The sequence below is a fragment of the Lichenicoccus sp. genome, from assembly GCF_965276875.1.
GTDB lineage: Bacteria > Pseudomonadota > Alphaproteobacteria > Acetobacterales > Acetobacteraceae > Lichenicoccus.
Window position 1 is genome coordinate 2933932 of the sequence record NZ_OZ255701.1, and the last position, 19191, is coordinate 2953122.

Sequence of the window (19191 nt, forward strand, 5' to 3'; positions counted from 1 at the left end):
GGGGACTCCTGACGATGACGGCAGAGGGATAGCCTGTGACGGCCGGACCTCCTACGTTCGAAGGTCCGTAGATTGTTTGAGAAAGTCCGGCTTTGCACGATCCGCTCGCCCTGGTCATCGGCCTGCTCCAGCCCAGCGCCGCCTTGTCCAAGCTGGTCACCGCGTCCGGCTGCTGGGCCGTGCGCCCGCCCGGAATGGGACCCTTCTATGCAGCGCTGCTCGAGGGGAACTGCGCGCTGTCGATCACCGGGCGTGTGCCGGTCAGGCTGGGAGAGGGCGATTTCATGCTGATTCCCGCTGCCGAAGATTTCAAGGTGGCCAGCTTGATCCCGCCGCCGGATGGGCGCGTGATCGAACCGGTTGAGATCCGCCCGGGTGTCTTCCATCTCGGAGAGCCGGGCGCACCCGACACGCGTATGCTGGTCGGGTATTGCGCGTTCAAATCGAACGACGCGGCGCTGCTGGTCTCACTGCTGCCCGAGCTGGTGGTGGTGCGTGGCGAGCGGCGGCTGACGACGCTGGTCGAGTTGCTGAGCGAGGAAGCCCGCGCCGAGCGGCCCGGCCGCGACGAGGTGGTTGCGCGCCTTTTGGAAGTGCTGCTGATCGAGGCGTTTCGCGCAACAGCGGGACCGAGCGCGGCACCTGGGCTGCTGCGTGGGCTTGCCGACGAGAGGCTCGCGGCGACCCTGCGCCGGATGCACGGCGAGCCGAGCCGGCCCTGGACGGTTGGCGCGCTGGCGAGGGAGGCGGCACTGTCGCGTTCCACCTTCTTCGACCGGTTCCGCCGGGAGGTCGGCGTATCCCCGATGGAGTATCTGTCCGGCTGGCGCATGGCGATCGCCAAGGATCTGTTGCGCGGCGAGGGCGTCAGCGTAAGTGAGGTCGCGCAGCGTGTCGGCTACAGCTCGTCGAGCACGTTCAGCGTCGCGTTCACGCGCCAGGTCGGTGCTTCACCGACGACGTACGCCAGAGGACAAGCGCGCTAGCCTGCTTCACGTTCGGCGATGAGCGTGAAGATGCGCGGTGGCACCGGCTCGCCGTCGTAATAGTCGGCCATCTGCATGCGTCCGACCAGACCCAGGCTGCGCACCATGATTTTGCCGCTGTCAGGGTAGGTCGCGACCTCGTTCGGGTCGTTCATGCCGATGGCCAGATAGAGCAGGTCCTCGTCGAACGGGTTGGCGAGCTGATGGGCCGTTCCGAGGCCGGCCGGACAGGAGATGCAGTCGCCGGCTCTGACCTCTCGCAACGCCTCGCCATAACGGAACACCCCGCGGCCGGACATGACGAAGAAGACTTCATCCTCGATCTGGTGCGCATGGAACGGGCAGGCGCTCTGGCCCGGTGGCACCCGCGTCAGATTAACACCCAGGCGGCCGGCGCTCGGCATCAGTGCCGGGGTCAAAGGCTTGTAGGTGCTGTTCCAATGCTCGCCGTCCTCGACGACGATCTCGGCAACGTTCTCGACATTGACGATGTTTACAAGTTCGCTTCGCATCGCGTCCTCAGATCTCCCGGCTGGGTGCCTTGATCAGCGCGCATCCGGCGATCCGCCAGGTGCCGTCGGCTTCGTGCTCCATGCTGTAGAGGGCGAGGGCCGAGGCGCCGTCAGGGCCGATCAGCCCGACCTTCTGTTGCAGGGTCGACGCCTCGCGGGTGAGCGAGCCGAAGGTGAAAGAGCGCGGCCGGAACACCGCCGGGTAGACGCTGCGGACCATCGCCAGGAAGTGCTGGGCGTCGCCGAAGCGGGCCTTGATGTTGGGGGCGGCGAAGCTGAAGGCGGCAACGGCGTCGTCGTGCCGGAACGCCGCGATCTGCGCGGTGACGACCTCGCGGATCGCGGCGCGGTCGGCATCGCTGACCGCAGGCTGGGCGTGCGCGTTGCCCGCGAGACAGAGAGCGAAGGCCGCGACCGCGCCGACGCGCATGTCAGACCGAGTAATACATCTCGAACTCGACCGGATGCGGCGTGTGTTCGAAACGGAACACTTCCTTCCATTTCAGTTCGATATAGCTCTCGATCTGGTCGGTCGAGAACACCCCGCCCTCGAGCAGGAAGGCGTGGTCGGCGGCGAGTGCCACGAGCGCCTCGCGCAACGAGCCGCAGACGGTGGGGATGTCGCGGAGTTCCTCCGGCGGCAGATCGTAGAGGTCCTTGTCCATCGCATCGCCCGGATGGATCTTGTTCTTGATGCCGTCGAGGCCGGCCATCAGCATGGCGCTGAAGGCGAGGTAGGGGTTGGCGGTGGGATCGGGGAAGCGCACCTCGACGCGCTTGGCCCTGGGGCTGGTGGCGTAGGGGATACGGCAGGAGGCCGAGCGGTTGCGTGCCGAATAGGCCAGCAACACCGGCGCCTCGAAGCCCGGGATCAGCCGCTTGTAGGAATTCGTCGACGGGTTGGTGAAGGCGTTGAGCGCTTTCGCGTGCTTGATGATGCCGCCGATGTAGTAGAGCGCGGTGTCGGACAGATCGGCATAGCCGTTGCCGCCGAATACCGGCTTGCCGTCCTTCCAGATCGACTGATGCACGTGCATGCCCGAGCCGTTGTCGCCATAGATCGGCTTGGGCATGAAGGTGGCGGTCTTGCCGTAGGAATGCGCCACATTGTGGATGCAGTATTTATAGATCTGCATCTGGTCGGCCATCTTCGTCATCGGGCCGAACTTGGTGCCGAGCTCGTGCTGGCTCTGTGCGACCTCGTGATGGTGCTTTTCGATGACGAGGCCCATCTCGCCCATTGTCGAGAGCATCTCGGCGCGCAGGTCGTTCTCGCTGTCGACCGGGGGCACCGGGAAATAGCCACCCTTGACGGTGGGGCGATGGCCCATGTTGCCTTCCGGGTAGTCCTTGAGCGACGCGTCCGGTCCCTCGATGCTGTCAACCTTGTATTGCGAATAGTTCGGACCGGAGCCGAACCTGACGCTGTCGAAGATGAAGAACTCGGCTTCCGGTCCGAAGAAGGCGGTGTCGCCAATGCCGGTGGATTTCAGGTAGGCCTCGGCGAGCTTGCTGGTGCCGCGCGGATCGCGGTTATAGAGCTGGCCGGTCGACGGCTCGAAGATGTCGCAGAACAGGATCAGTTGCGGCTTGGCGGCGAACGGGTCCATCACCGCGGTCTGCGGGTCGGGCATCAGGATCATGTCGCTTTCGTTGATCGCCTTCCAGCCGGCGATCGACGAGCCGTCGAACATGATGCCGTCGCGGAACACGTCCTCGTCGATCGTCGAGACATGCTGCGTGGTGTGCTGCCACTTGCCGCGTGGGTCGGTGAAGCGCAGGTCGACATACTCGACCGAATGCTCGGCCAGCATCTCCATGACCTTGTTGATGTGATCGGGCCTCGGGCCCGGAGGGGGGGCTGGAGGAGGTGTCGCCGACGCTTTTTTTGCCATTCGGATCGTGCCTGTCCGTTGTCCATTGCGAAGAGACACAGCGTGCCACGTTCCGCAGCTTTCGCAAGCCGTTGCGGTGGGCGAATGCGATGCTAAATGGCGTCCTCGCCGCGTTCGCCGGTGCGTATGCGGATGACTTCGTCGAGGGTGCTGACGAAGATCTTGCCGTCGCCGATCCGTCCCGTGCGGGCGGCTTCGGTGATCGCCTCGATCGCGCGGTCGGCGACGCGATCCTCGCAGACCACCTCGATCTTTACCTTGGGCAGGAAGTCGACCACGTATTCGGCGCCGCGATAGAGCTCGGTATGGCCCTTCTGGCGGCCGAAGCCCTTCGCCTCGGTGACGGTGATGCCCTGCAGGCCGATCTCGTGCAGCGCCTCCTTCACCTCGTCGAGCTTGAACGGCTTGATGATGGCTTCTATTTTTTTCATGCAACGTCGAACGCAACGCGCCCTCCCTGAGCGGCATCATACGCGGGTGGTGGCGGGCTCGGCAATCGCACGCCATAGTCGGCATTCCTGCCACGTGACCCGGGTTGTTTGATGAAGTGCGGCAGCCGCCTGTTAACCGCCACGCCGACCACGATCTTCACCGTGATATCGGCGCTGGCCGCACGTTTCGAGGCGATCAACCTGGGCCAGGGCTTTCCCGACACTGAGGGGCCGGCGGACATCGTGCGAGCAGCGGCCGACGGCCTGCTGGATCAACGCAACCAGTATCCGCCGCTGGCCGGCTTGCCGGAACTGCGCCGCGCCGTGGCGGATTGCAACCGTCGCTTTTACGGGATCGAGATCGACCCGGAAGGCGAGGTGGTGGTGACGTCCGGGGCGACCGAGGCGGTGACCGCCTGCCTGATCGCGCTGATCGATCCCGGCGACGAGGTCGTGCTGATCGAGCCGCTCTACGACACCTATCTGCCGGTGGTGCGGATGCTCGGCGGCATTCCGCGCCTGGTGCGCCTGCTCGAGCCGGACTGGGCGCTGCCGCGGGGCGAACTCGCCGCCGCGTTTGGCCCGCGCACCAAGGCGATCCTGCTGAATACGCCGATGAACCCGACCGGCAAGGTGTTCACCGAGGACGAGCTCGACGCCATCGCGGCCTTGCTGGTCCGGCACGACGCTTATGCGATCTGCGACGAGGTCTATGAGCACCTGGTGTTCGCGCCGCACAGGCACGTGCCGCTGATGACCCGTCCCGGCATGCGCGAGCGGTGTTTGCGCATTGGCAGCGCCGGCAAGAGCTTTGCGCTGACCGGCTGGAAAGTCGGCTACGTTACCGCACCGGCGCCGCTGGCCGACCTGGTGATGAAGGCGCACCAGAACCTGACCTTCACCACGCCGCCCAACCTGCAACGCGCGGTGGCTTTCGGTCTTGCGCGGGAGGCGGCGTTTTTTGACGTGCGCGCGGCCGATCTCGCGCGCAAGTGCCGCCTGCTGAGCGAGGGCCTGCGCGCGATCGGATTTGCGGTGCTGGAGAGTTCGGGCAGCTATTTCGTGATCGCCGATTTCCGCCCGCTGGGCTTTGCCGGCGATGCGCTCGCCTTCTGCCAACATATCACCGAGCATGCCGGGGTGGCCGCGATCCCGGTCAGCGCCTTCTATGACGGTCCCGAGCCGCCGCGTCATCTCGTGCGGTTTGCCTTCTGCAAGAGCGAGGCGGTGCTGCGCGAGGCGATCGCCCGGCTGCGCGCACTGCTGCTTGAGAGGCACGCTGCCGATTGACGCGCCAGAACGCATCCCCTAGACCCGGCGCCGCGGTGGCGGACGTAGCTCAGCTGGTAGAGCGCCAGGTTGTGGTCTTGGATGTCGCGGGTTCGAGCCCCGTCGTTCGCCCCAAACCATCATGATTGCCGGGCTCATCCTCGCTGGCGGGAAGGGCTTGCGCATGGGCGGCCTCGATAAGCCGCTGCTGCGTCTTGGCGATCGAGCGCTGCTCGATATCCTGGCGGACCGGTTGGCGCCACAGGTCGGCCCTGTCGCCATCAGCGCCAATGGCGATCCACGGCGTTTTGCCGCCGCCAGCCTCTCGGTGCTGTCTGACGACGTGCCCGATCAGGGACCGCTTGCCGGTGTTCTTACGGGTCTGCGTTGGGCGGCAGCACAGGGCTGCACGGCACTGCTGACGGTGCCCGGCGACACCCCTTTCATCCCAAGCGATTTGGCCGTGCGTCTTTGGCCGCCGGCGGCGACCGCGCGTTCGGGCGGGCGCACGCATCACGCGGTGGCGCTCTGGCCGGTCGGTTGTGGTGACGCACTCAAAGCATACCTGGATGGTAGCGGCAGTCGCTCGGTGGCGAGGTTCGCGCGCGCCCTGCCCAGCCGCGCCATCGACTTCCCGGTCGGGGGCGCGATCGACCCGTTTTTCAACATCAACACGCCTGACGATCTGCTCACGGCGCGCGCATGGTGGCCAGGCCCGCCTGCAGGCTGATCGGCGTGATGCCGAGGGCGTCGCGCATCGGCGCGATGTCGAAGGCGCGGTCCTCGAGCAGACGGCGGATTTCGGCGGGTCCGATCCGGCCGGGCAGGGCCCGGGTCAGCCTGGCCAGCGCGATCAGCAACGGCCCAGGCACCGACAGCACCGGGCGCGGGTGCCGTCCGAAGGCGCGCGCCACCGCGGCCACGAAATCGCGATAGGTGAGGGCTTCGGGGCCGGCGACCACCAGGCTGTGCGGGCCCTGCCATGCGCGATCGAGGCTGGCGAGGATGGCGCGCGTCACGTCGGACTGATGGACCGGCTGCACCAGGGCACGGCCGCCATCCGGTAGCGGTGTGAACGGCAGCCAACGCAGCAGGGCGGCGAGACGTTGGACGTTGTTCTCACCCTCGGCGCCGTAGATCATCGTCGGATGCAGCATGACGCCGTGGCGAGCGGAGGCGAGAAAGGCCGCCTCGCCGGCGAGCACGCCATTGCCATGCGCATCCGGCCAGCGGGTGAATTTGCGTGTGCTGCCGAGCATTATCAGGGTGGCGCTTGCCGGCGCCTGGGCGATCACCCGCGCGGCGTGGCGGGCGTGCGCGGTGCAGACGATGCGCGTCGCATCCGCGAGGGCCGCGGCAAGCGCCGCCGCATCGTCGATATCGGCAAGACGTGGCGTCCCGGGCAGCCCGGTCGCCTGCCAGCGCGCGGCACTGCGCACGACAGGGACGTAGTCCTGATCGCGCCAGGCCAACGCCCGGCAGAGTGCGGCGCCTGACCGTCCGGACCCGCCAATGACGTGGATCGGCGGCGCCGACATCAGTCCGCCGTGGCGCCGAAGCCTAACGCGCGCGCGGCGTCCTGGGGCTGCATCTGCCGCAGCAGCGCCAGCACCAGAAGCGGCATCGGCGAGGGCGGTGAGAGGGTGATGACGAAGCGGCGCGGGTCGTTGAGGAATCGCAGCGTCTGCTGCTGGAACGCGCGTTGCGGGCCGGCCGGCTCGCCCTCGGTGCGCGCCTGCAGGCTCGCGGTCATGTTGGTGCGGAACTGTGCCGGCGTGATGCCGGAGCGCCCGGCCAAGGTGTCGATGACGTGTCCGGTGAGGCCGGCGTCGTCGTAGGTCACGCGCAGCTCGGTGAGCCGCGCCTGCGCCAGTTCGGCCAGCGCCTGCTTGCCGTCGGCTCCCGGCGGCGCTGGCCGCAGATGGTCGAGACCGATCTGCAGCGTGACCGCGCCGATCTTGTCCAAAACCAGCACGAACGGGCCGAATGCGATGGACTTGGCCGCGCTGTCGTAATGCGAAACACCATGCGCCGAACCTGTGACGGCGCCATAGCCATAGCGGGCGAGGAGGGTAGGGATCGAGCTCCGTTCGGACAGTGCGATGCCGGCCAGCGTGAAGCGTGTGTCGATCACGCCGGCCTTGCCACGGCTATGTTCCTCGACCTGCCGTATGGTCGCGGCCTGTTTGTTGTGGCTGTTCAGGCTGACCTGCCGCGCGGTCGTGTCCTGCGCGAAGCCGCCCTTATTGTCCGGAACCTGGTGGAACGACAGGCTGGCGACGTGGGCGCTGGTTCCGGGGTCGGCCAAAATACGGGTGTCGATCCCCTCCGCGCGCAGGCTGCCGACTTGCAGGTCGGTGAGTGCCGGGGGAATGGCGCCGACGGGTTTGACGGAGAACAGGTGGTGCTCCTCAAGCCGGTCGACATGCAGGGTAAGCCCCCATCCGCGACCCGCGCGTCGTCGAGCACGGCGCTGCCGACGCGGTTGCCCAGCACGTGGCTGAGCGACATGGTCTTCACCTGCAGCGTGACCGCGCCCCAGCGCACCTGCAAATTGGTGAAATCCGCGCCCAGGCGCAGAGGTGCTGCGCGGGCGGTGGCATAGGTGAAGCTGCCGTCCGGCCGGAGGCTGGCGCGGGCCTGCGCAATCGAGCTCTGCAGGCGGCTCTTTGCCATCTGATCGAGGATCAGCCAGCCGACCGCGAGCACCGCCACCAGAGCGACCGTCGCGATGCCAAGTCTTTTCACGCGAACACTCCTCAGACCCTTCCGCTCTATCACGCGGCGTCTCGGGTCACCAACGACACCCGCGGTATCTCGATACCGCAGGCCAAAGACCTTGACCTGCATGGCGGATCTGGCCATAACCCCGCCCTCGCTGCTGACGGAATTGCACACTCATGAAGACCACCCTCTCACTGAAGCCCGCGGAGGTGACGAAGGGCTGGATCCTGATCGATGCCGATGGCCTCGTTCTTGGTCGCCTCGCCACCATCATCGCCGGCCGCCTGCGCGGCAAGCACAAGCCGCAATTCACCCCGCATGTCGATTGCGGCGACAATGTCGTGGTGGTGAACGCCGAGAAGGTCCGCCTGACCGGCAACAAGGCCGGCCAGAAGCTGTTCCACTACCACACCGGCTATGCCGGCGGCATCAAGCAGCGCACCATCGAGCAGCGCCTGACCGGCAAGAACCCCGGCCACGTCATCAGCAAGGCGGTCGAGCGCATGATTACCCGCGGGCCGCTGCAGCGCGCGCAGATGAAGCATCTGTATGTCTATGCCGGCACTACGCATCCGCATGACGGCCAGCAGCCCAAGGCGCTCGACGTCGCCAGCCTGAATCGCAAGAACTCCGTCAACTCCAAGAAGAGCATCGCGGCCTGATCATGTCGGATACCCAAAGCGAGACTCAGAACCAGCCACGCACCGGCACGCTGGCCGACCTCCGTGACATGGCGTCCAGCGCCGGTGTTGCGGTCACTCCGTCCGAGACCCCGCTGCGCGAGCCGAAGCGTGACGCGCTCGGCCGCTCGTACGCCACCGGCCGACGCAAGAACGCTATCGCCCGCGTCTGGATCAAGCCGGGCCGCGGCGAGATCAGCGTCAATGGCAAGAAGGTCGGGCAGTATTTCGCGCGTCCCGTGCTGCGCATGCTGATCACCCAGCCCTTCCTGGTGGCCGACCGCTACAACCAGTTCGACGTGTTCTGCACGGTGACCGGCGGCGGTCTGTCCGGGCAGGCGGGCGCGATGCGTCACGGCATCAGCCGCGCGCTCACGTATTATGAGCCGAACCTGCGCGGCATCCTCAAGGTGGCAGGCTTCCTGACCCGCGACAGCCGGGTCGTCGAGCGCAAGAAATATGGTCGGGCCAAGGCGCGCCGCTCGTTCCAGTTCTCCAAGCGGTAGAATCGAAGTAATTTTTTGGACTGGGAAACGGGTGGGGCCTTCGGGTTCCACCCGTTTTGCGTTATGTTTCGTTGCTAATGGAGAACGGCGGATGGCGGCGAGCATCTTTATCGACGGCGAGGCCGGAACCACTGGACTCGGCATCCGCGAGCGGCTCGCGGGCCTTGACGTCGCCGTGCGTTCCATCGATCCGCGCCATCGCAAGGACCCGCAGGCGCGTCTCGACCTGATGCGCGCGGTCGATCTGGTTGTGCTGTGCCTGCCGGACGATGCCGCGCGCGGCTCTTCGCACATGGTTGCCTGCCTCGACGAGCCGCCCAAGCTGCTCGACGCCAGCACCGCCTTTCGCGCGTCCCCGGGATGGGTATACGGGTTCGCCGAGTTGGCGCCAGAGCAGTCCCTGGCCATCGCGACGGCGCCGCGCGTCTCCAATCCGGGCTGCTATGCGACCGGCGCGGTGGCCCTGCTGCGCCCTCTGGTCGCGAGCAAGCTGATCGCCGCTGATATGCCGATCTCGATCAACGCGGTCAGTGGCTATTCCGGCGGCGGCCATACCATGATCGAGGCGCACGAGACCGCCGGCGGACCCGCTTTCCAGCTCTACGCCCTCGACCTGGAACACAAGCACGTGCCCGAGATCATGGCCCATTCCGGACTTTCGGTGAGGCCGTTGCTGGTCCCCTCGGTCGGGCATTTCCGCCAGGGGATGATCGTCTCGATCCCGCTGCATCTCGACCGGCTCGGCAGCGGCGCCTCGGCGGCAGCACTGCGCGCCTGTCTGCGGGATTGGTATGCTGATGCGCGTCATGTCGTGGTTGCGCAAAGCGCTGGCGTCCTGAGCGCGGATGGGCTCGCCGGCACCGATATGATGGAGCTCGCGGTGCACGGCACCGATTGCGCCCCGCACGCGTTGCTGACCGCGCGCCTGGACAATCTCGGCAAGGGCGCCTCGGGTGCGGCAATCCAGAACATTTGCCTAATGCTGGGCCTGACCGACTGAGCGCGCCCGCTTCCGATGCACCTGCGTCCGACGCGGCAGCGCGATGGAGGGACCTGCTCACCCAGCGCTTGAGGGCGCCGCTGCTGACCGTCTCCCTCGGGATTGCGCTGTTCGCGTTCAACGAGTTCCTGGTCTCGACGGCGTTGCCGAACGCGGTGCGCGACATCGGCGGCGTCGCTTTGATGAGTGGCGCGGTGAGCATCTATCTGCTGCCCTCGATCGCCAGCGGCGTCTGTGCCGCCAGCCTCAAGCGTCGCGTCGGGACCCGTGCCTTGCTGCTGCTGGCCGGCCTGGTGTTCCTCGCCGGCACGCTGGTCGCGGCGTTCGCCGGCTCGATGCCGGTGCTGCTAGCCGGGCGAGCAATGCAGGGGACCGGCGACGGCATCATCGCGGCCCTTTGCTACAGCCTCATCCCCGCTCTATTCCCGCCCGAACTGATCTCGCGCGTGTTCGGCGTCGAGGCGATCGTCTGGGCGCTCGCCGCCTTCGGCGGTCCGCTGCTGTCCGGCTGGGCGACTCAACTGATCTCCTGGCGAGCGGCGTTTCTGCTCAACCTGCCGCTGATCGCCGGTTTCCTGGTTCTGGTGCCGCGGGTCGCCCCCAAGGCGGCGCTGAGCGAACCCAGATCCGGCGGCCCAAGGCTGCGGCACTCACGCCGGCTGCTGCGGATCTACTGGGCCGTGCTGCTGATGCCGCTGGCCCAAGCCGTGTCGGCTGTCTATCTCGTGCTCGCGTTGCAGCATCTCTGGGACCTGCGTCCCGGCTTCGCCGGCGGCATTGCGTCGCTGATGGCGCTCTCCTGGAGCGGCTCGGCACTGCTGGTGGCGCCTTTTGCACGATGGCGTCAGAACCTTGCGCGCTTTGCGCCGCTGCTCAATGTCGTGGGCCTGAGCGGTCTGACGATCGCCATCGGTGCGCATTGGCTGATCCTCGCCGTCGCCAGCCAGATCACCGTCGGCGTGGGCTTCGGACTGAGCTGGGCGCCGCTGAGCCAGAACGCGATGGACGCGGCCTCCGAAACCGATCGCGAGCAGGCGACGGCGCTGCTGCCGATGGTGCAATCGGCGGGCTATGCGATTGGCGCCACGGTCGCGGGCCTGATCGTCAATGAAGCGGGGCTGCCGCAGGCGTTGCAGGCCGGGCACAGCATCGCCCCGCCGCTTTGCGTCGCCTACGCCGCCGCCGCACTCATCGCTTTGGCAGGGGCGTTACCTGGGCTCATCCGGGAAGGCTGAACGGTATGACCGTGGAGATAGCCGGGCGGCGGCACGCAAAGAAGGGCCGTGATCCTGGTCGCCTCGTCAGGGCGGCTCATTCTCGGTACGCATCGCCCAACGCTCGGCGAAGACGTGCAGCGGCAGAAAGACCGTGATGAATTCGATGCCTTGATCAGTCAGGCAATATCCCAGCCCCTGTTCCTGTTTCACAAGACCCGCCTGTCGAAGGTCCATCAAGCGGGCATTAAGGCTGCTTGGGGAGGCATCATCGCAGCGGCTGCGGAGCGCGCTAGCCTTGAGCGGTCCGTCCCGCAGTTCCCACAGATCATCGAAGTCATACAGCTCTGTGGTTTTTACCTGACGATCAGCTACCTGGTTGGCTGCTTCGAGCTACCGCTCGAACACTTCAGCCGACGCTTCAACTGCCTACCGCCATGCTGAGCAACAGCCGTGGCCTACAAGCCGACCTATGACATAGCGTTCAAGGATCAAAGCTCGCTGAGGGTGCTGACCACGCGCGAGACCATGCCGTAGGCGATCGCCTCCTCCGCACTCATCCAGTAGTTGCGGTCAGTGTCCTTGGCGACCTTCTCGTAGGTCTGGCCGGTCTCGCGCGCGAACAGCCGGTTCAGCCGCTCGCGCATCTTGATGATCTCGCGCGCCTCGATATCGATGTCGACAGCCGGGCCGCGGACACCGCCCATCGGCTGGTGCAGAAGGAAGCGGGTGTTGGGCAGGCACAGCCGGCGCTCCTTGGCGCCCGCCACGTAAATCAATGCGCCGGCGCTGGCCACCCAGCCGGTGCCGATCACGCGCACCGGGGCGATGGCGTCGACGAAGCGGATCATGTCGTGGATGGTGTCGCCGCTTTCGACGTGGCCGCCGGGCGAGTTGACATACACGTCGATCGGCTTGTCGGAGGCGCCGGCAAGGGCCAGCAGCCGGCCGGTGACGTCGCGCGCGACCTTGTCGTTGATGGCGCCGAAGATCAGGACCTTGCGCTGGTCGAACAGGCGCTTCTCAAGCTCGTTGATCGGCGAGGAGAGGGTCTTGTTGTCCTCCGGCTCCTTCGGCTCCGGGCCGTTGGGCTGAGGTACGTCGGGACCGTCGGGGGCCTCCGGGTCCTCGTCGTCATCCATGCGGATGCGGTCCTTGCGGTTCATGATGATCTCCCTGCATCCAGATGGCGCATGCGAGCGTCCTAACCTGTTTGTCGCAGCACTCCAAGCCGGGCTAAACCGGAGTGCCGCGAAACCGAGGAAGAGATGGGCGTTGTGGTGAAGCAGCCAAGAGTGCGGTGGGCGGTGCGGACGCTGTTTCTGATCACAGCACCCGGACTCGCCGGTTGCGCGCACCAGGGGGTGGTCGGCACGCCGGTGAGTTGGTGGCACCAGGTTGAAGGCGGCGCCATTGCCAAACAGCGGCCGCCGCCGCCAGGAGTCAACGATCCCTATCCTGCGATCGGCACGACACCAGCCCATCCGCCGCAGGTCGCCTCCCTGGCGCTACGCCAGTCGGTGACCGATGCGCTGCAACGTCAGCGCAACCTGACCACCCGGCTCGACGCGAATACGCCGCTGCCGCCGGCACCGCCTCGCTCGTCGCCTGGCGCATCGCCGCCAGCACCCGGCGCCGCGTCGGCAACACTCGCGGCGGCGCAAGCGGCTCCCGGCCCGCAACAAGCACGCCCAGCCGCCGACCCGTCGCCCGAGCTCGCCTTGCCGGCGGTGCAGGTGCAGCCCGCCGGCGACGCGGCCCCGGTGGAGCTGCCCGCAATCCCCGGCGCACCGCCGCCGCCGCCCAGGCTGCCCGGTGTTCGCGCGGTCGCGGGGATACCGGCCAGCGCGCCGCTGCCCGACTATCAGGTGATACCAGCCGCCGGCACGCGCATCGCGTTCGCCCCCGGCACCGACAGTATTCGGCCCGATCAGCAGGGGGCCCTGCACGCCCTTGCGGTTCAGCGCGGCGCCGGGAACCTGCTGGTGCATGGCTACGGCGACGCCGACGCCGCGAGTGCCGATGCGCAGGCGCAGGCGCTGACGCTGGCCAGCCTGCGCGCCGGCAGCGTCGCCCGCGCGTTGCAGGACGAAGGCGTGCCGGCCTCGTCGATCCTTCTGCAAGCGCAAGCATTTGGTCGCGGCGCCAGCGTCAGTCTGGTACCATGACCCGACCAGCCCCTGCGCAAGAGCCGATCATGACCGAAGAGTTCCACCGTATCCGACGCCTGCCGCCCTACGTGTTTGCCGAGGTCAACGCGGCGAAGGCGAAGGCGCGGACGCGCGGGGCGGACATCATCGATCTCGGCATGGGCAATCCCGACAGCCCGACACCTGCGCATATCGTCGCCAAGCTGGTCGAGACCGTGGCCGATCCACGCTCGCACCGCTACTCGGTCAGCCGCGGCATCCCCGGCCTGCGACGGGCACTCGCCGGCTACTATGCGCGCCGCTTCGACGTCGGCCTCGATCCGGAAACCGAGGTGGTGGTGACACTCGGCTCCAAGGAGGGCCTGGCCAACCTCTCAAGCGCCATCACCAGCCCCGGCGACACCATCCTGGTGCCGAACCCATCCTATCCGATCCACCAGTTCGGCTTCATCATCGCCGGCGCATCGGTGCGCTCGGTGCCGGCCTGTCCAAACGAGGACATGCTGCGCGCCCTGGAGCGCGCGGTGCGGCACTCGGTGCCCAAGCCCACCGCGCTGATCGTCAACTTTCCCTCGAACCCGACCGCCTATCTCGCCGACCTCGATTTCTACCGCGAGCTGGTGGCGTTCGCCCGGCGCGAGGAAATCTGGATCCTGTCCGATCTGGCCTACGCCGAGATCTATTTCGGCGACGTCCCGCCGCCCTCGATCCTGCAGGTTCCGGGCGCGCGCGATGTTGCCGTCGAGTTCACCTCGCTGTCCAAGACCTATTCCATGGCCGGCTGGCGGATCGGCTTCGCCGCCGGCAACCAGCGCCTGGTCAATGCGCTGACCCGGATCAAATCCTATCTCGATTACGGCGCCTTCACCCCAATCCAGGTTGCCGCGGTCGCCGCCCTGAACGGGCCGCAGGACTGCATCGGAGAGATACGCACCTTGTATCGGGAGCGGCGCGACGTGCTGATCCGTGGCCTTGCCGCCGCCGGCTGGCAGGTGCCGTCGCCGGAGGGCTCGATGTTCGCCTGGGCACCGATTCCGGAGCGATTCGCCCCGCTGGGAAGCGTCGGTTTCGCCAAGCTGTTGATGCAGGAGGCGGGTGTCGCGGTGGCTCCGGGGTTGGGTTTCGGCGAGCACGGGGAAGGCTTCGTGCGGATCGGCCTGGTCGAGAACACCCAGCGGCTGCGCCAGGCGACGCGCAACATCAAGTCGTTCCTCGCTGCCCATAACGGCGGCCCGGCGCGCGCCGACGCGTCGCTGGAAACCGTCTCTTGAGTGCGTCGCCGCTCCGTATCGGCATCGCCGGGCTCGGCACCGTCGGCGTCGGCGTCGTGCGCCTGTTGCGCGCCAACGCCGACCTGATCGCGGCGCGTGCTGGCCGCCCGATCGGGGTTGTCGCGGTTGCCGCCCGTGCCCGGCACCGCGAGCGCGGCATCGATGTCTCCGACCTGCGTTGGCACGACGATGCCACCGAACTCGCCCGTGACCCTGACCTCGATGTGGTGGTCGAGCTGATCGGCGGCCAGGAGGGCGCGGCGCGCGCCCTGGTCACGGGCGCCCTGGCTGCCGGCCGTCCGGTGGTCACCGCGAACAAGGCGCTGATCGCTGTCCATGGCGCGGAACTTGCGGCCCTTGCCGAACGCGGCCGCACGCCGCTCGCTTTCGAGGCGGCTGTCGCCGGCGGCATCCCGGTCATCAAGGCGCTGCGCGAGGGCCTGGCCGCGGACCGGCTGACCCGCGTGGGCGGCATCCTGAATGGCACCTGCAACTACATCCTGACGACGATGCGTGAGAGCGGCCGCGATTTCGGCCCGATTCTGGCCGAGGCGCAGGCGTTGGGCTACGCCGAGGCCGATCCATCGACCGATATCGACGGCATCGATACCGCCCACAAACTCGCCATCCTTGCAGCACTCGCCTTCGGTCGGCCGGTCGATTTCGCCTCCGTGCATGTCGAGGGCATACGCGGCATCGCCGCACTCGACATCGCCTTTGCCGCCGAGCTCGGCTACCGCATCAAGCTGCTCGGCATCGCGCGGCTGACCGAGGCCGGGGTCGAGGCGCGTGTGCATCCCTGCCTGGTGCCGCGCACCGCCCCGATCAGCCAGGTCGAGGGCGTGTTCAACGCGGTGTTTGCCGAGGGCGACTTCGTCGGCCGGGTGATGCTTGAGGGCCGCGGCGCCGGCGCTGGGCCGACCGCCTGCGCCGTTGTCGCCGATTTGATCGATATCGCCCGTGGCACCCTGGTTCCCGTCTGGGGTGCGAACGCCGACAGCCTGTCGCGCGTCGTCAGCGTGCCAATGGCGCAGCTTTCCGGCGACTATTATCTGCGGCTGCACGTGCGCGACCGGCCGGGTGTCATCGCCGAGATCGCCGCTGTGCTGCGCGATTGCGGCGTCTCGCTCAAAAGCATGTTGCAGCACGGCGAGGCGGCGGGCGAGGCGGTGCCGATCGTGCTGGTCACCCACACCACCCGCGAGTCTGCCCTGCGCGCCGCGATTTCATCGATCGCGGCCCTCGACGTGGTACTCCGCGTGCCTACGATGATCCGAATCGAAGCCGGCTGAGGAGCATACGCGATGGCCGCGACCAGATCGTCCTACCAGGCTGACGACCGCAACCTGGCACTCGAGCTGGTGCGGGTCACGGAGGCCGCGGCAATCGCGGCCTCGCGCTGGACCGGACGCGGCCAGAAGAACGAGGCCGACGGTGCCGCGGTCGAGGCGATGCGGCTGGCCTTCGACACGGTTGCCATTGACGGCACCGTGGTGATCGGCGAGGGCGAGATGGACGAGGCGCCGATGCTCTATATCGGCGAGAAGGTCGGCGCGGGGGGGCCGGCGATGGATATCGCGGTCGATCCGCTGGAAGGCACCTCGCTCACCGCCAAGAACGCGCCGAACGCGCTTACCGTGGTGGCTCTCGCCGAACGCGGCAACTTCCTGCACGCGCCCGACATCTACATGGACAAGATGGCGGTCGGCCCCGGCCTGCCCGACGATGTCGTCGATCTCGACGCTCCGATTGGCGAGAACCTGCGCAGCCTCGCGCGCGCCGGCCGGCGCGAGATCGACGAGATCGTGCTCTGCACCCTCGACCGCGACCGGCACGAGGAGCTGATCGCCAAGACACGCGAGGCCGGCGCGCGGGTGATGCTGATCTCCGACGGCGACGTCGCCGGCATCATCGCCGCCTGCATGCCGCAAAGCGGCGTCGACATCTATGCCGGCTCCGGCGGCGCGCCCGAGGGTGTGCTTGCGGCGGCGGCACTGCGCTGCGTCGGCGGCCTGATGCAGGCGCGGCTGATGTTCGAGGACGACGAGCAGTTGGCGCGCGCCAAGGCGATGCATACGGGCGACCCGCGACGACGGCTCGGCCTGCTCGACCTTGCCCGCGGCGACGTGCTGTTCTCCGCCACCGGTGTTACCGCCGGCGCCCTGCTGCGTGGCGTGCAACGCAGCGACGACCGCGCCATCACCCACTCCATTGTCATGCGCTCCAAGTCCGGCACCGTGCGCTTCATCGAGGGCCATCATAACTTCGCCACCAAGACCTGGAGCCCGACCTGATCAGTGGCTGAGCCGGCTCTCCGCGTCGGTGCCAGCCTCAGCGGCCGACGCTGGCTGTGGAGTGCGCAAGCCCATCCGGACGCCGACCGACTGTCCGCCGCGATCGCGCAGCGCTGCGGCCTGCCGGAGATCGTCGGCCGGCTATTGCATGGGCGCGGTATTTCACCCGACGCGGCAGCACTCTTCCTGGAGCCCACCCTGCGCGCCCTGCTGCCCGACCCGTCCTGCCTGATCGGCATGGACGAGGCGGCCGCCCGCCTTGCCGACGCCGTGCGGCGCCAGGAAACAGTTGGCATCTTCGGCGACTACGACGTCGACGGCGCCTGCGCCACGGCCCTTCTCGCAAGCGTGCTGCGCGAACTCGGCTGCAGCGTTCTCACCCACGTGCCCGACCGGGTGCGCGAAGGCTATGGCCCCAACGCGCCGGCCCTGCTGGCGCTGCACGCAAGCGGTGCGAGCCTCATCGTCTGCGTCGATTGCGGCACCGCCGCCCCAGAGCCGCTGGCAGCCTTGGCCGGCCGCGCCGACGTGCTCATCCTCGACCACCACAAAGCCGAGGGCCCGCCGCCGCCGGTCCTGGCCACGGTCAACCCGAACCGCCTCGACTGCCGCTCCGGCCTCGGCAGCCTGTGCGCCACCGCCATCACCTTCCTCGCCGCCGTCGCCGCCCTCCGCGTCCTGCGCAACACAAACGGGCTCACCACCGCGCCCGACCTGCTCGGCTTGCTCGACCTGGTGGCACTGGCCACGATCTGCGACGTGATGCCGCTCGCCGGCCTCAACCGCGCCTTTGTCACGCAAGGGCTAAAGATCATGGCTCGCCGCCACCGGATCGGACTGAACGCCCTGCTCGAAATTGCCTCCGTGCAAGAGGCCCCCAGCGCGTTGACCTGCGGCTTCGCCCTCGGACCCCGGATCAATGCCGGCGGCCGGATCAGCGAGGCCGATCTCGGTCTGCGCCTGCTGCTCTGCCAGGATGCCGACGAGGCCCGCTTGCTTGCCGAACGTCTCGACGCCGTTAACCGTCAGCGCCGCCATGTCGAAGCCGCCATTATCGACCGCGCCCTTGAACAGGCCGAAACCCAGATCGCCGCTGGCCACGCGGTCCTGCTGCTGAGCGGCCCGGACTGGCACCAGGGCGTCGTCGGTATCGTCGCCGGCCGGGTCAAGGAAGCGCTGAACCGCCCGACTCTGGTCGCGGCCCTGCTCGATGACGGCACCATCAAGGGCTCTGGCCGCTCGGTCTCGGGCCTGGATATCGGCACCGCAGTCATCGCCGCCCGCCAGGCAGGCCTGCTGCTGACCGGCGGCGGCCACGCCATGGCTGCCGGCTTCTCGCTTGCCGCCGACAAACTCGCCGCCTTTCACGCCTTTCTCGACGAACGCCTGGCCAGCTCCCGCGACCTTCTAGCCACCCGCGACCTGCTGATCGACGGCGCCCTTGACGTTACTGGCGCCACCATCGAACTCGCCGCCCACATCGACCAGCTCGCCCCCTTCGGCGCCGGCAACGAGGAACCGGTGTTCGCCCTCGCCCGCGCCCGCGTTGTCCACGCCGAGCGCATTGGCAAGGGGGGCAACACCCTGCGCGCTCAGCTCGAAGGCGAGGCCGGCGGCCCACGCCTCAAGGCGCTGTTGTTCCGCGCCGGTGATACCCCGCTCGCCCGAGCCATGGAAGCCCGAGACGGCGCCCGCCTGCATCTCGCCGGCCAGCTCCGCGCAGAGGAATGGAACGGCCGCCGCACTGCCGGCTTCTTCATCGTTGATGGTGCCCCGGCTTGACCGTGCCCAACCGCTCCGCTACCAGCCCCAAAGCCGCACGTCCTGTTCGTCTAGTGGCCTAGGACACCGCCCTTTCACGGCGGTAACACGGGTTCGAACCCCGTACGGGACGCCAATTATTTCAGTGGGTGAGCCTCCAAAACCGGCCAGAGCGTTTAACTTCAGGCTAGTATCCCGCCTTAGGTTGCTTTGCACTGGTATGGGCGCAGATGCCCGTCTCAGAGGTGTCTGCCACGAGACCGGAGTTTCCCCGCAGGCTCTCGGTCAATAATTTGCGTGGCTCTGATCCGAGTTAGCCGGGGCTAAAGGGTTAGCAATTCTCCTCCGAAGCTCACCAGGCCCTTTCGTGCCTTACTCTCGACCAAGCGTGCTTGCCGGATGCCGGAGTGTGCCTAGACCGCGGCCGAGCTCGGTTTTACGGCGTTGAAAGCCGCCGACAGACTGGCGTCGCGGTAAGGTGCCCTGCCGCTCCGGGAC

At 67.6% G+C, this 19191-nt stretch carries 21 protein-coding genes and 2 tRNA genes; 15 read left to right on the top strand and 8 right to left on the bottom strand.

The window, feature by feature from the left end; genetic code table 11:
- The first annotated feature begins 92 nt into the window (after positions 1–92).
- Positions 93–986, top strand: coding sequence for an AraC family transcriptional regulator (locus tag ACQY4K_RS14240; RefSeq protein ID WP_428390852.1), 894 nt, complete (start codon positions 93–95; stop codon positions 984–986).
- On the opposite strand, the gene ACQY4K_RS14245 is transcribed toward ACQY4K_RS14240, so the two are convergent.
- From ACQY4K_RS14245 to ACQY4K_RS14260, 4 genes are all read right to left on the bottom strand, one after another.
- Positions 983–1498, bottom strand: a complete 516-nt coding sequence (locus tag ACQY4K_RS14245; RefSeq protein ID WP_428390853.1) for a cupin domain-containing protein — start codon at positions 1496–1498, stop codon at positions 983–985. The genes ACQY4K_RS14240 and ACQY4K_RS14245 overlap by 4 nt on opposite strands.
- Before the next feature lie 7 nt (positions 1499–1505).
- Positions 1506–1928, bottom strand: coding sequence for a DUF4864 domain-containing protein (locus ACQY4K_RS14250; RefSeq protein ID WP_428390854.1), 423 nt, complete (start codon positions 1926–1928; stop codon positions 1506–1508).
- Position 1929: 1 nt separating this feature from the next.
- Positions 1930–3393, bottom strand: a complete 1464-nt coding sequence (glnA, locus tag ACQY4K_RS14255) for a type I glutamate--ammonia ligase (RefSeq protein WP_428390855.1) — start codon at positions 3391–3393, stop codon at positions 1930–1932.
- A 92-nt stretch (positions 3394–3485) separates the two neighbouring features.
- On the bottom strand, positions 3486–3824 hold the full coding sequence (locus ACQY4K_RS14260; protein WP_428390856.1) for a P-II family nitrogen regulator: 339 nt from the start codon (positions 3822–3824) through the stop codon (positions 3486–3488).
- A 111-nt stretch (positions 3825–3935) separates the two neighbouring features.
- Here ACQY4K_RS14260 and ACQY4K_RS14265 point away from each other — a divergent pair, with 111 nt between their 5' ends.
- The 3 genes from ACQY4K_RS14265 (at position 3936) to mobA (ending at position 5823) form a co-directional block, all read left to right on the top strand.
- Positions 3936–5114: an aminotransferase gene (locus ACQY4K_RS14265; protein WP_428390857.1), complete on the top strand. Its 1179-nt coding sequence runs from the start codon at positions 3936–3938 to the stop codon at positions 5112–5114.
- A 38-nt stretch (positions 5115–5152) separates the two neighbouring features.
- Positions 5153–5228 (top strand) — tRNA-His (locus ACQY4K_RS14270).
- A 7-nt stretch (positions 5229–5235) separates the two neighbouring features.
- The gene (gene mobA, locus ACQY4K_RS14275; protein WP_428390858.1) at positions 5236–5823 is read left to right on the top strand and encodes a molybdenum cofactor guanylyltransferase MobA; all 588 of its coding nucleotides are present in this window, start codon (positions 5236–5238) and stop codon (positions 5821–5823) included.
- Here the strand turns inward: mobA and ACQY4K_RS14280 are convergent.
- The 3 genes from ACQY4K_RS14280 to ACQY4K_RS14290 are packed head-to-tail and all read right to left on the bottom strand — an operon-like array spanning position 5783 to position 7841.
- The gene (locus ACQY4K_RS14280) at positions 5783–6631 is read right to left on the bottom strand and encodes an NAD(P)H-binding protein (protein ID WP_428390859.1); all 849 of its coding nucleotides are present in this window, start codon (positions 6629–6631) and stop codon (positions 5783–5785) included. The two genes, mobA and ACQY4K_RS14280, sit on opposite strands and share 41 nt — an antisense overlap.
- The gene (locus ACQY4K_RS14285; protein ID WP_428390860.1) at positions 6631–7401 is read right to left on the bottom strand and encodes a hypothetical protein; all 771 of its coding nucleotides are present in this window, start codon (positions 7399–7401) and stop codon (positions 6631–6633) included. The genes ACQY4K_RS14280 and ACQY4K_RS14285 overlap by 1 nt, the downstream gene beginning before the upstream one ends.
- Positions 7293–7841, bottom strand: a complete 549-nt coding sequence (locus tag ACQY4K_RS14290) for a hypothetical protein (RefSeq protein ID WP_428390861.1) — start codon at positions 7839–7841, stop codon at positions 7293–7295. The genes ACQY4K_RS14285 and ACQY4K_RS14290 overlap by 109 nt, the downstream gene beginning before the upstream one ends.
- Positions 7842–7993: 152 nt before the next feature.
- Here ACQY4K_RS14290 and rplM point away from each other — a divergent pair, with 152 nt between their 5' ends.
- From rplM to ACQY4K_RS14315, 5 genes are all read left to right on the top strand, one after another.
- Positions 7994–8479, top strand: a complete 486-nt coding sequence (gene rplM / locus ACQY4K_RS14295) for a 50S ribosomal protein L13 (RefSeq protein ID WP_428390862.1) — start codon at positions 7994–7996, stop codon at positions 8477–8479.
- Between the two features lie 2 nt (positions 8480–8481).
- Positions 8482–9003, top strand: coding sequence for a 30S ribosomal protein S9 (rpsI, locus tag ACQY4K_RS14300; protein WP_428390863.1), 522 nt, complete (start codon positions 8482–8484; stop codon positions 9001–9003).
- 91 nt (positions 9004–9094) lie between these two features.
- Positions 9095–10003 (top strand): N-acetyl-gamma-glutamyl-phosphate reductase, encoded by a 909-nt coding sequence (argC, locus tag ACQY4K_RS14305; RefSeq protein WP_428390864.1) that lies wholly within the window; start codon positions 9095–9097, stop codon positions 10001–10003.
- 68 nt (positions 10004–10071) lie between these two features.
- The gene (locus ACQY4K_RS14310) at positions 10072–11238 is read left to right on the top strand and encodes an MFS transporter (RefSeq protein ID WP_428390865.1); all 1167 of its coding nucleotides are present in this window, start codon (positions 10072–10074) and stop codon (positions 11236–11238) included.
- 48 nt (positions 11239–11286) lie between these two features.
- Positions 11287–11661 carry a hypothetical protein gene (locus ACQY4K_RS14315; protein WP_428390866.1) on the top strand — a complete coding sequence of 125 codons (375 nt, stop codon included), beginning with the start codon at positions 11287–11289 and terminating at the stop codon, positions 11659–11661.
- A gap of 47 nt (positions 11662–11708) precedes the next feature.
- On the opposite strand, the gene ACQY4K_RS14320 is transcribed toward ACQY4K_RS14315, so the two are convergent.
- Positions 11709–12383, bottom strand: a complete 675-nt coding sequence (locus ACQY4K_RS14320) for an ATP-dependent Clp protease proteolytic subunit (RefSeq protein WP_428390867.1) — start codon at positions 12381–12383, stop codon at positions 11709–11711.
- 114 nt (positions 12384–12497) lie between these two features.
- On the opposite strand from ACQY4K_RS14320, the gene ACQY4K_RS14325 reads away from it, so the two are divergent.
- The 6 genes from ACQY4K_RS14325 (at position 12498) to ACQY4K_RS14350 (ending at position 18829) form a co-directional block, all read left to right on the top strand.
- On the top strand, positions 12498–13385 hold the full coding sequence (locus ACQY4K_RS14325) for an OmpA family protein (protein WP_428390868.1): 888 nt from the start codon (positions 12498–12500) through the stop codon (positions 13383–13385).
- Between the two features lie 29 nt (positions 13386–13414).
- Positions 13415–14638, top strand: coding sequence for an LL-diaminopimelate aminotransferase (locus ACQY4K_RS14330; protein WP_428390869.1), 1224 nt, complete (start codon positions 13415–13417; stop codon positions 14636–14638).
- Positions 14635–15930 (top strand): homoserine dehydrogenase, encoded by a 1296-nt coding sequence (locus tag ACQY4K_RS14335; protein ID WP_428390870.1) that lies wholly within the window; start codon positions 14635–14637, stop codon positions 15928–15930. Before ACQY4K_RS14330 ends, ACQY4K_RS14335 begins: the two co-directional genes overlap by 4 nt.
- 12 nt (positions 15931–15942) lie before the next feature.
- Positions 15943–16932: a class II fructose-bisphosphatase gene (glpX, locus tag ACQY4K_RS14340; protein ID WP_428390871.1), complete on the top strand. Its 990-nt coding sequence runs from the start codon at positions 15943–15945 to the stop codon at positions 16930–16932.
- Between the two features lie 3 nt (positions 16933–16935).
- Positions 16936–18714, top strand: coding sequence for a single-stranded-DNA-specific exonuclease RecJ (gene recJ / locus ACQY4K_RS14345; protein ID WP_428390872.1), 1779 nt, complete (start codon positions 16936–16938; stop codon positions 18712–18714).
- 39 nt (positions 18715–18753) lie between these two features.
- A tRNA-Glu gene (locus ACQY4K_RS14350) sits at positions 18754–18829 on the top strand.
- Positions 18830–19191 lie beyond the last annotated feature (362 nt).

What these genes read in the sequence shown, in the direction of transcription:
- ACQY4K_RS14245 (WP_428390853.1), bottom strand. Translation starts at nt 1,498, where the DNA reads ATGCGAAGCGAACTTGTAAACATCGTCAATGTCGAGAACGTTGCCGAG.
- ACQY4K_RS14250 (WP_428390854.1), bottom strand. Translation starts at nt 1,928, where the DNA reads ATGCGCGTCGGCGCGGTCGCGGCCTTCGCTCTCTGTCTCGCGGGCAAC.
- glnA (WP_428390855.1), bottom strand. Translation starts at nt 3,393, where the DNA reads ATGGCAAAAAAAGCGTCGGCGACACCTCCTCCAGCCCCCCCTCCGGGC.
- ACQY4K_RS14260 (WP_428390856.1), bottom strand. Translation starts at nt 3,824, where the DNA reads ATGAAAAAAATAGAAGCCATCATCAAGCCGTTCAAGCTCGACGAGGTG.
- ACQY4K_RS14265 (WP_428390857.1), top strand. Translation starts at nt 3,936, where the DNA reads ATGAAGTGCGGCAGCCGCCTGTTAACCGCCACGCCGACCACGATCTTC.
- mobA (WP_428390858.1), top strand. Translation starts at nt 5,236, where the DNA reads ATGATTGCCGGGCTCATCCTCGCTGGCGGGAAGGGCTTGCGCATGGGC.
- ACQY4K_RS14280 (WP_428390859.1), bottom strand. Translation starts at nt 6,631, where the DNA reads ATGTCGGCGCCGCCGATCCACGTCATTGGCGGGTCCGGACGGTCAGGC.
- rplM (WP_428390862.1), top strand. Translation starts at nt 7,994, where the DNA reads ATGAAGACCACCCTCTCACTGAAGCCCGCGGAGGTGACGAAGGGCTGG.
- rpsI (WP_428390863.1), top strand. Translation starts at nt 8,482, where the DNA reads ATGTCGGATACCCAAAGCGAGACTCAGAACCAGCCACGCACCGGCACG.
- argC (WP_428390864.1), top strand. Translation starts at nt 9,095, where the DNA reads ATGGCGGCGAGCATCTTTATCGACGGCGAGGCCGGAACCACTGGACTC.
- ACQY4K_RS14320 (WP_428390867.1), bottom strand. Translation starts at nt 12,383, where the DNA reads ATGAACCGCAAGGACCGCATCCGCATGGATGACGACGAGGACCCGGAG.
- ACQY4K_RS14330 (WP_428390869.1), top strand. Translation starts at nt 13,415, where the DNA reads ATGACCGAAGAGTTCCACCGTATCCGACGCCTGCCGCCCTACGTGTTT.
- glpX (WP_428390871.1), top strand. Translation starts at nt 15,943, where the DNA reads ATGGCCGCGACCAGATCGTCCTACCAGGCTGACGACCGCAACCTGGCA.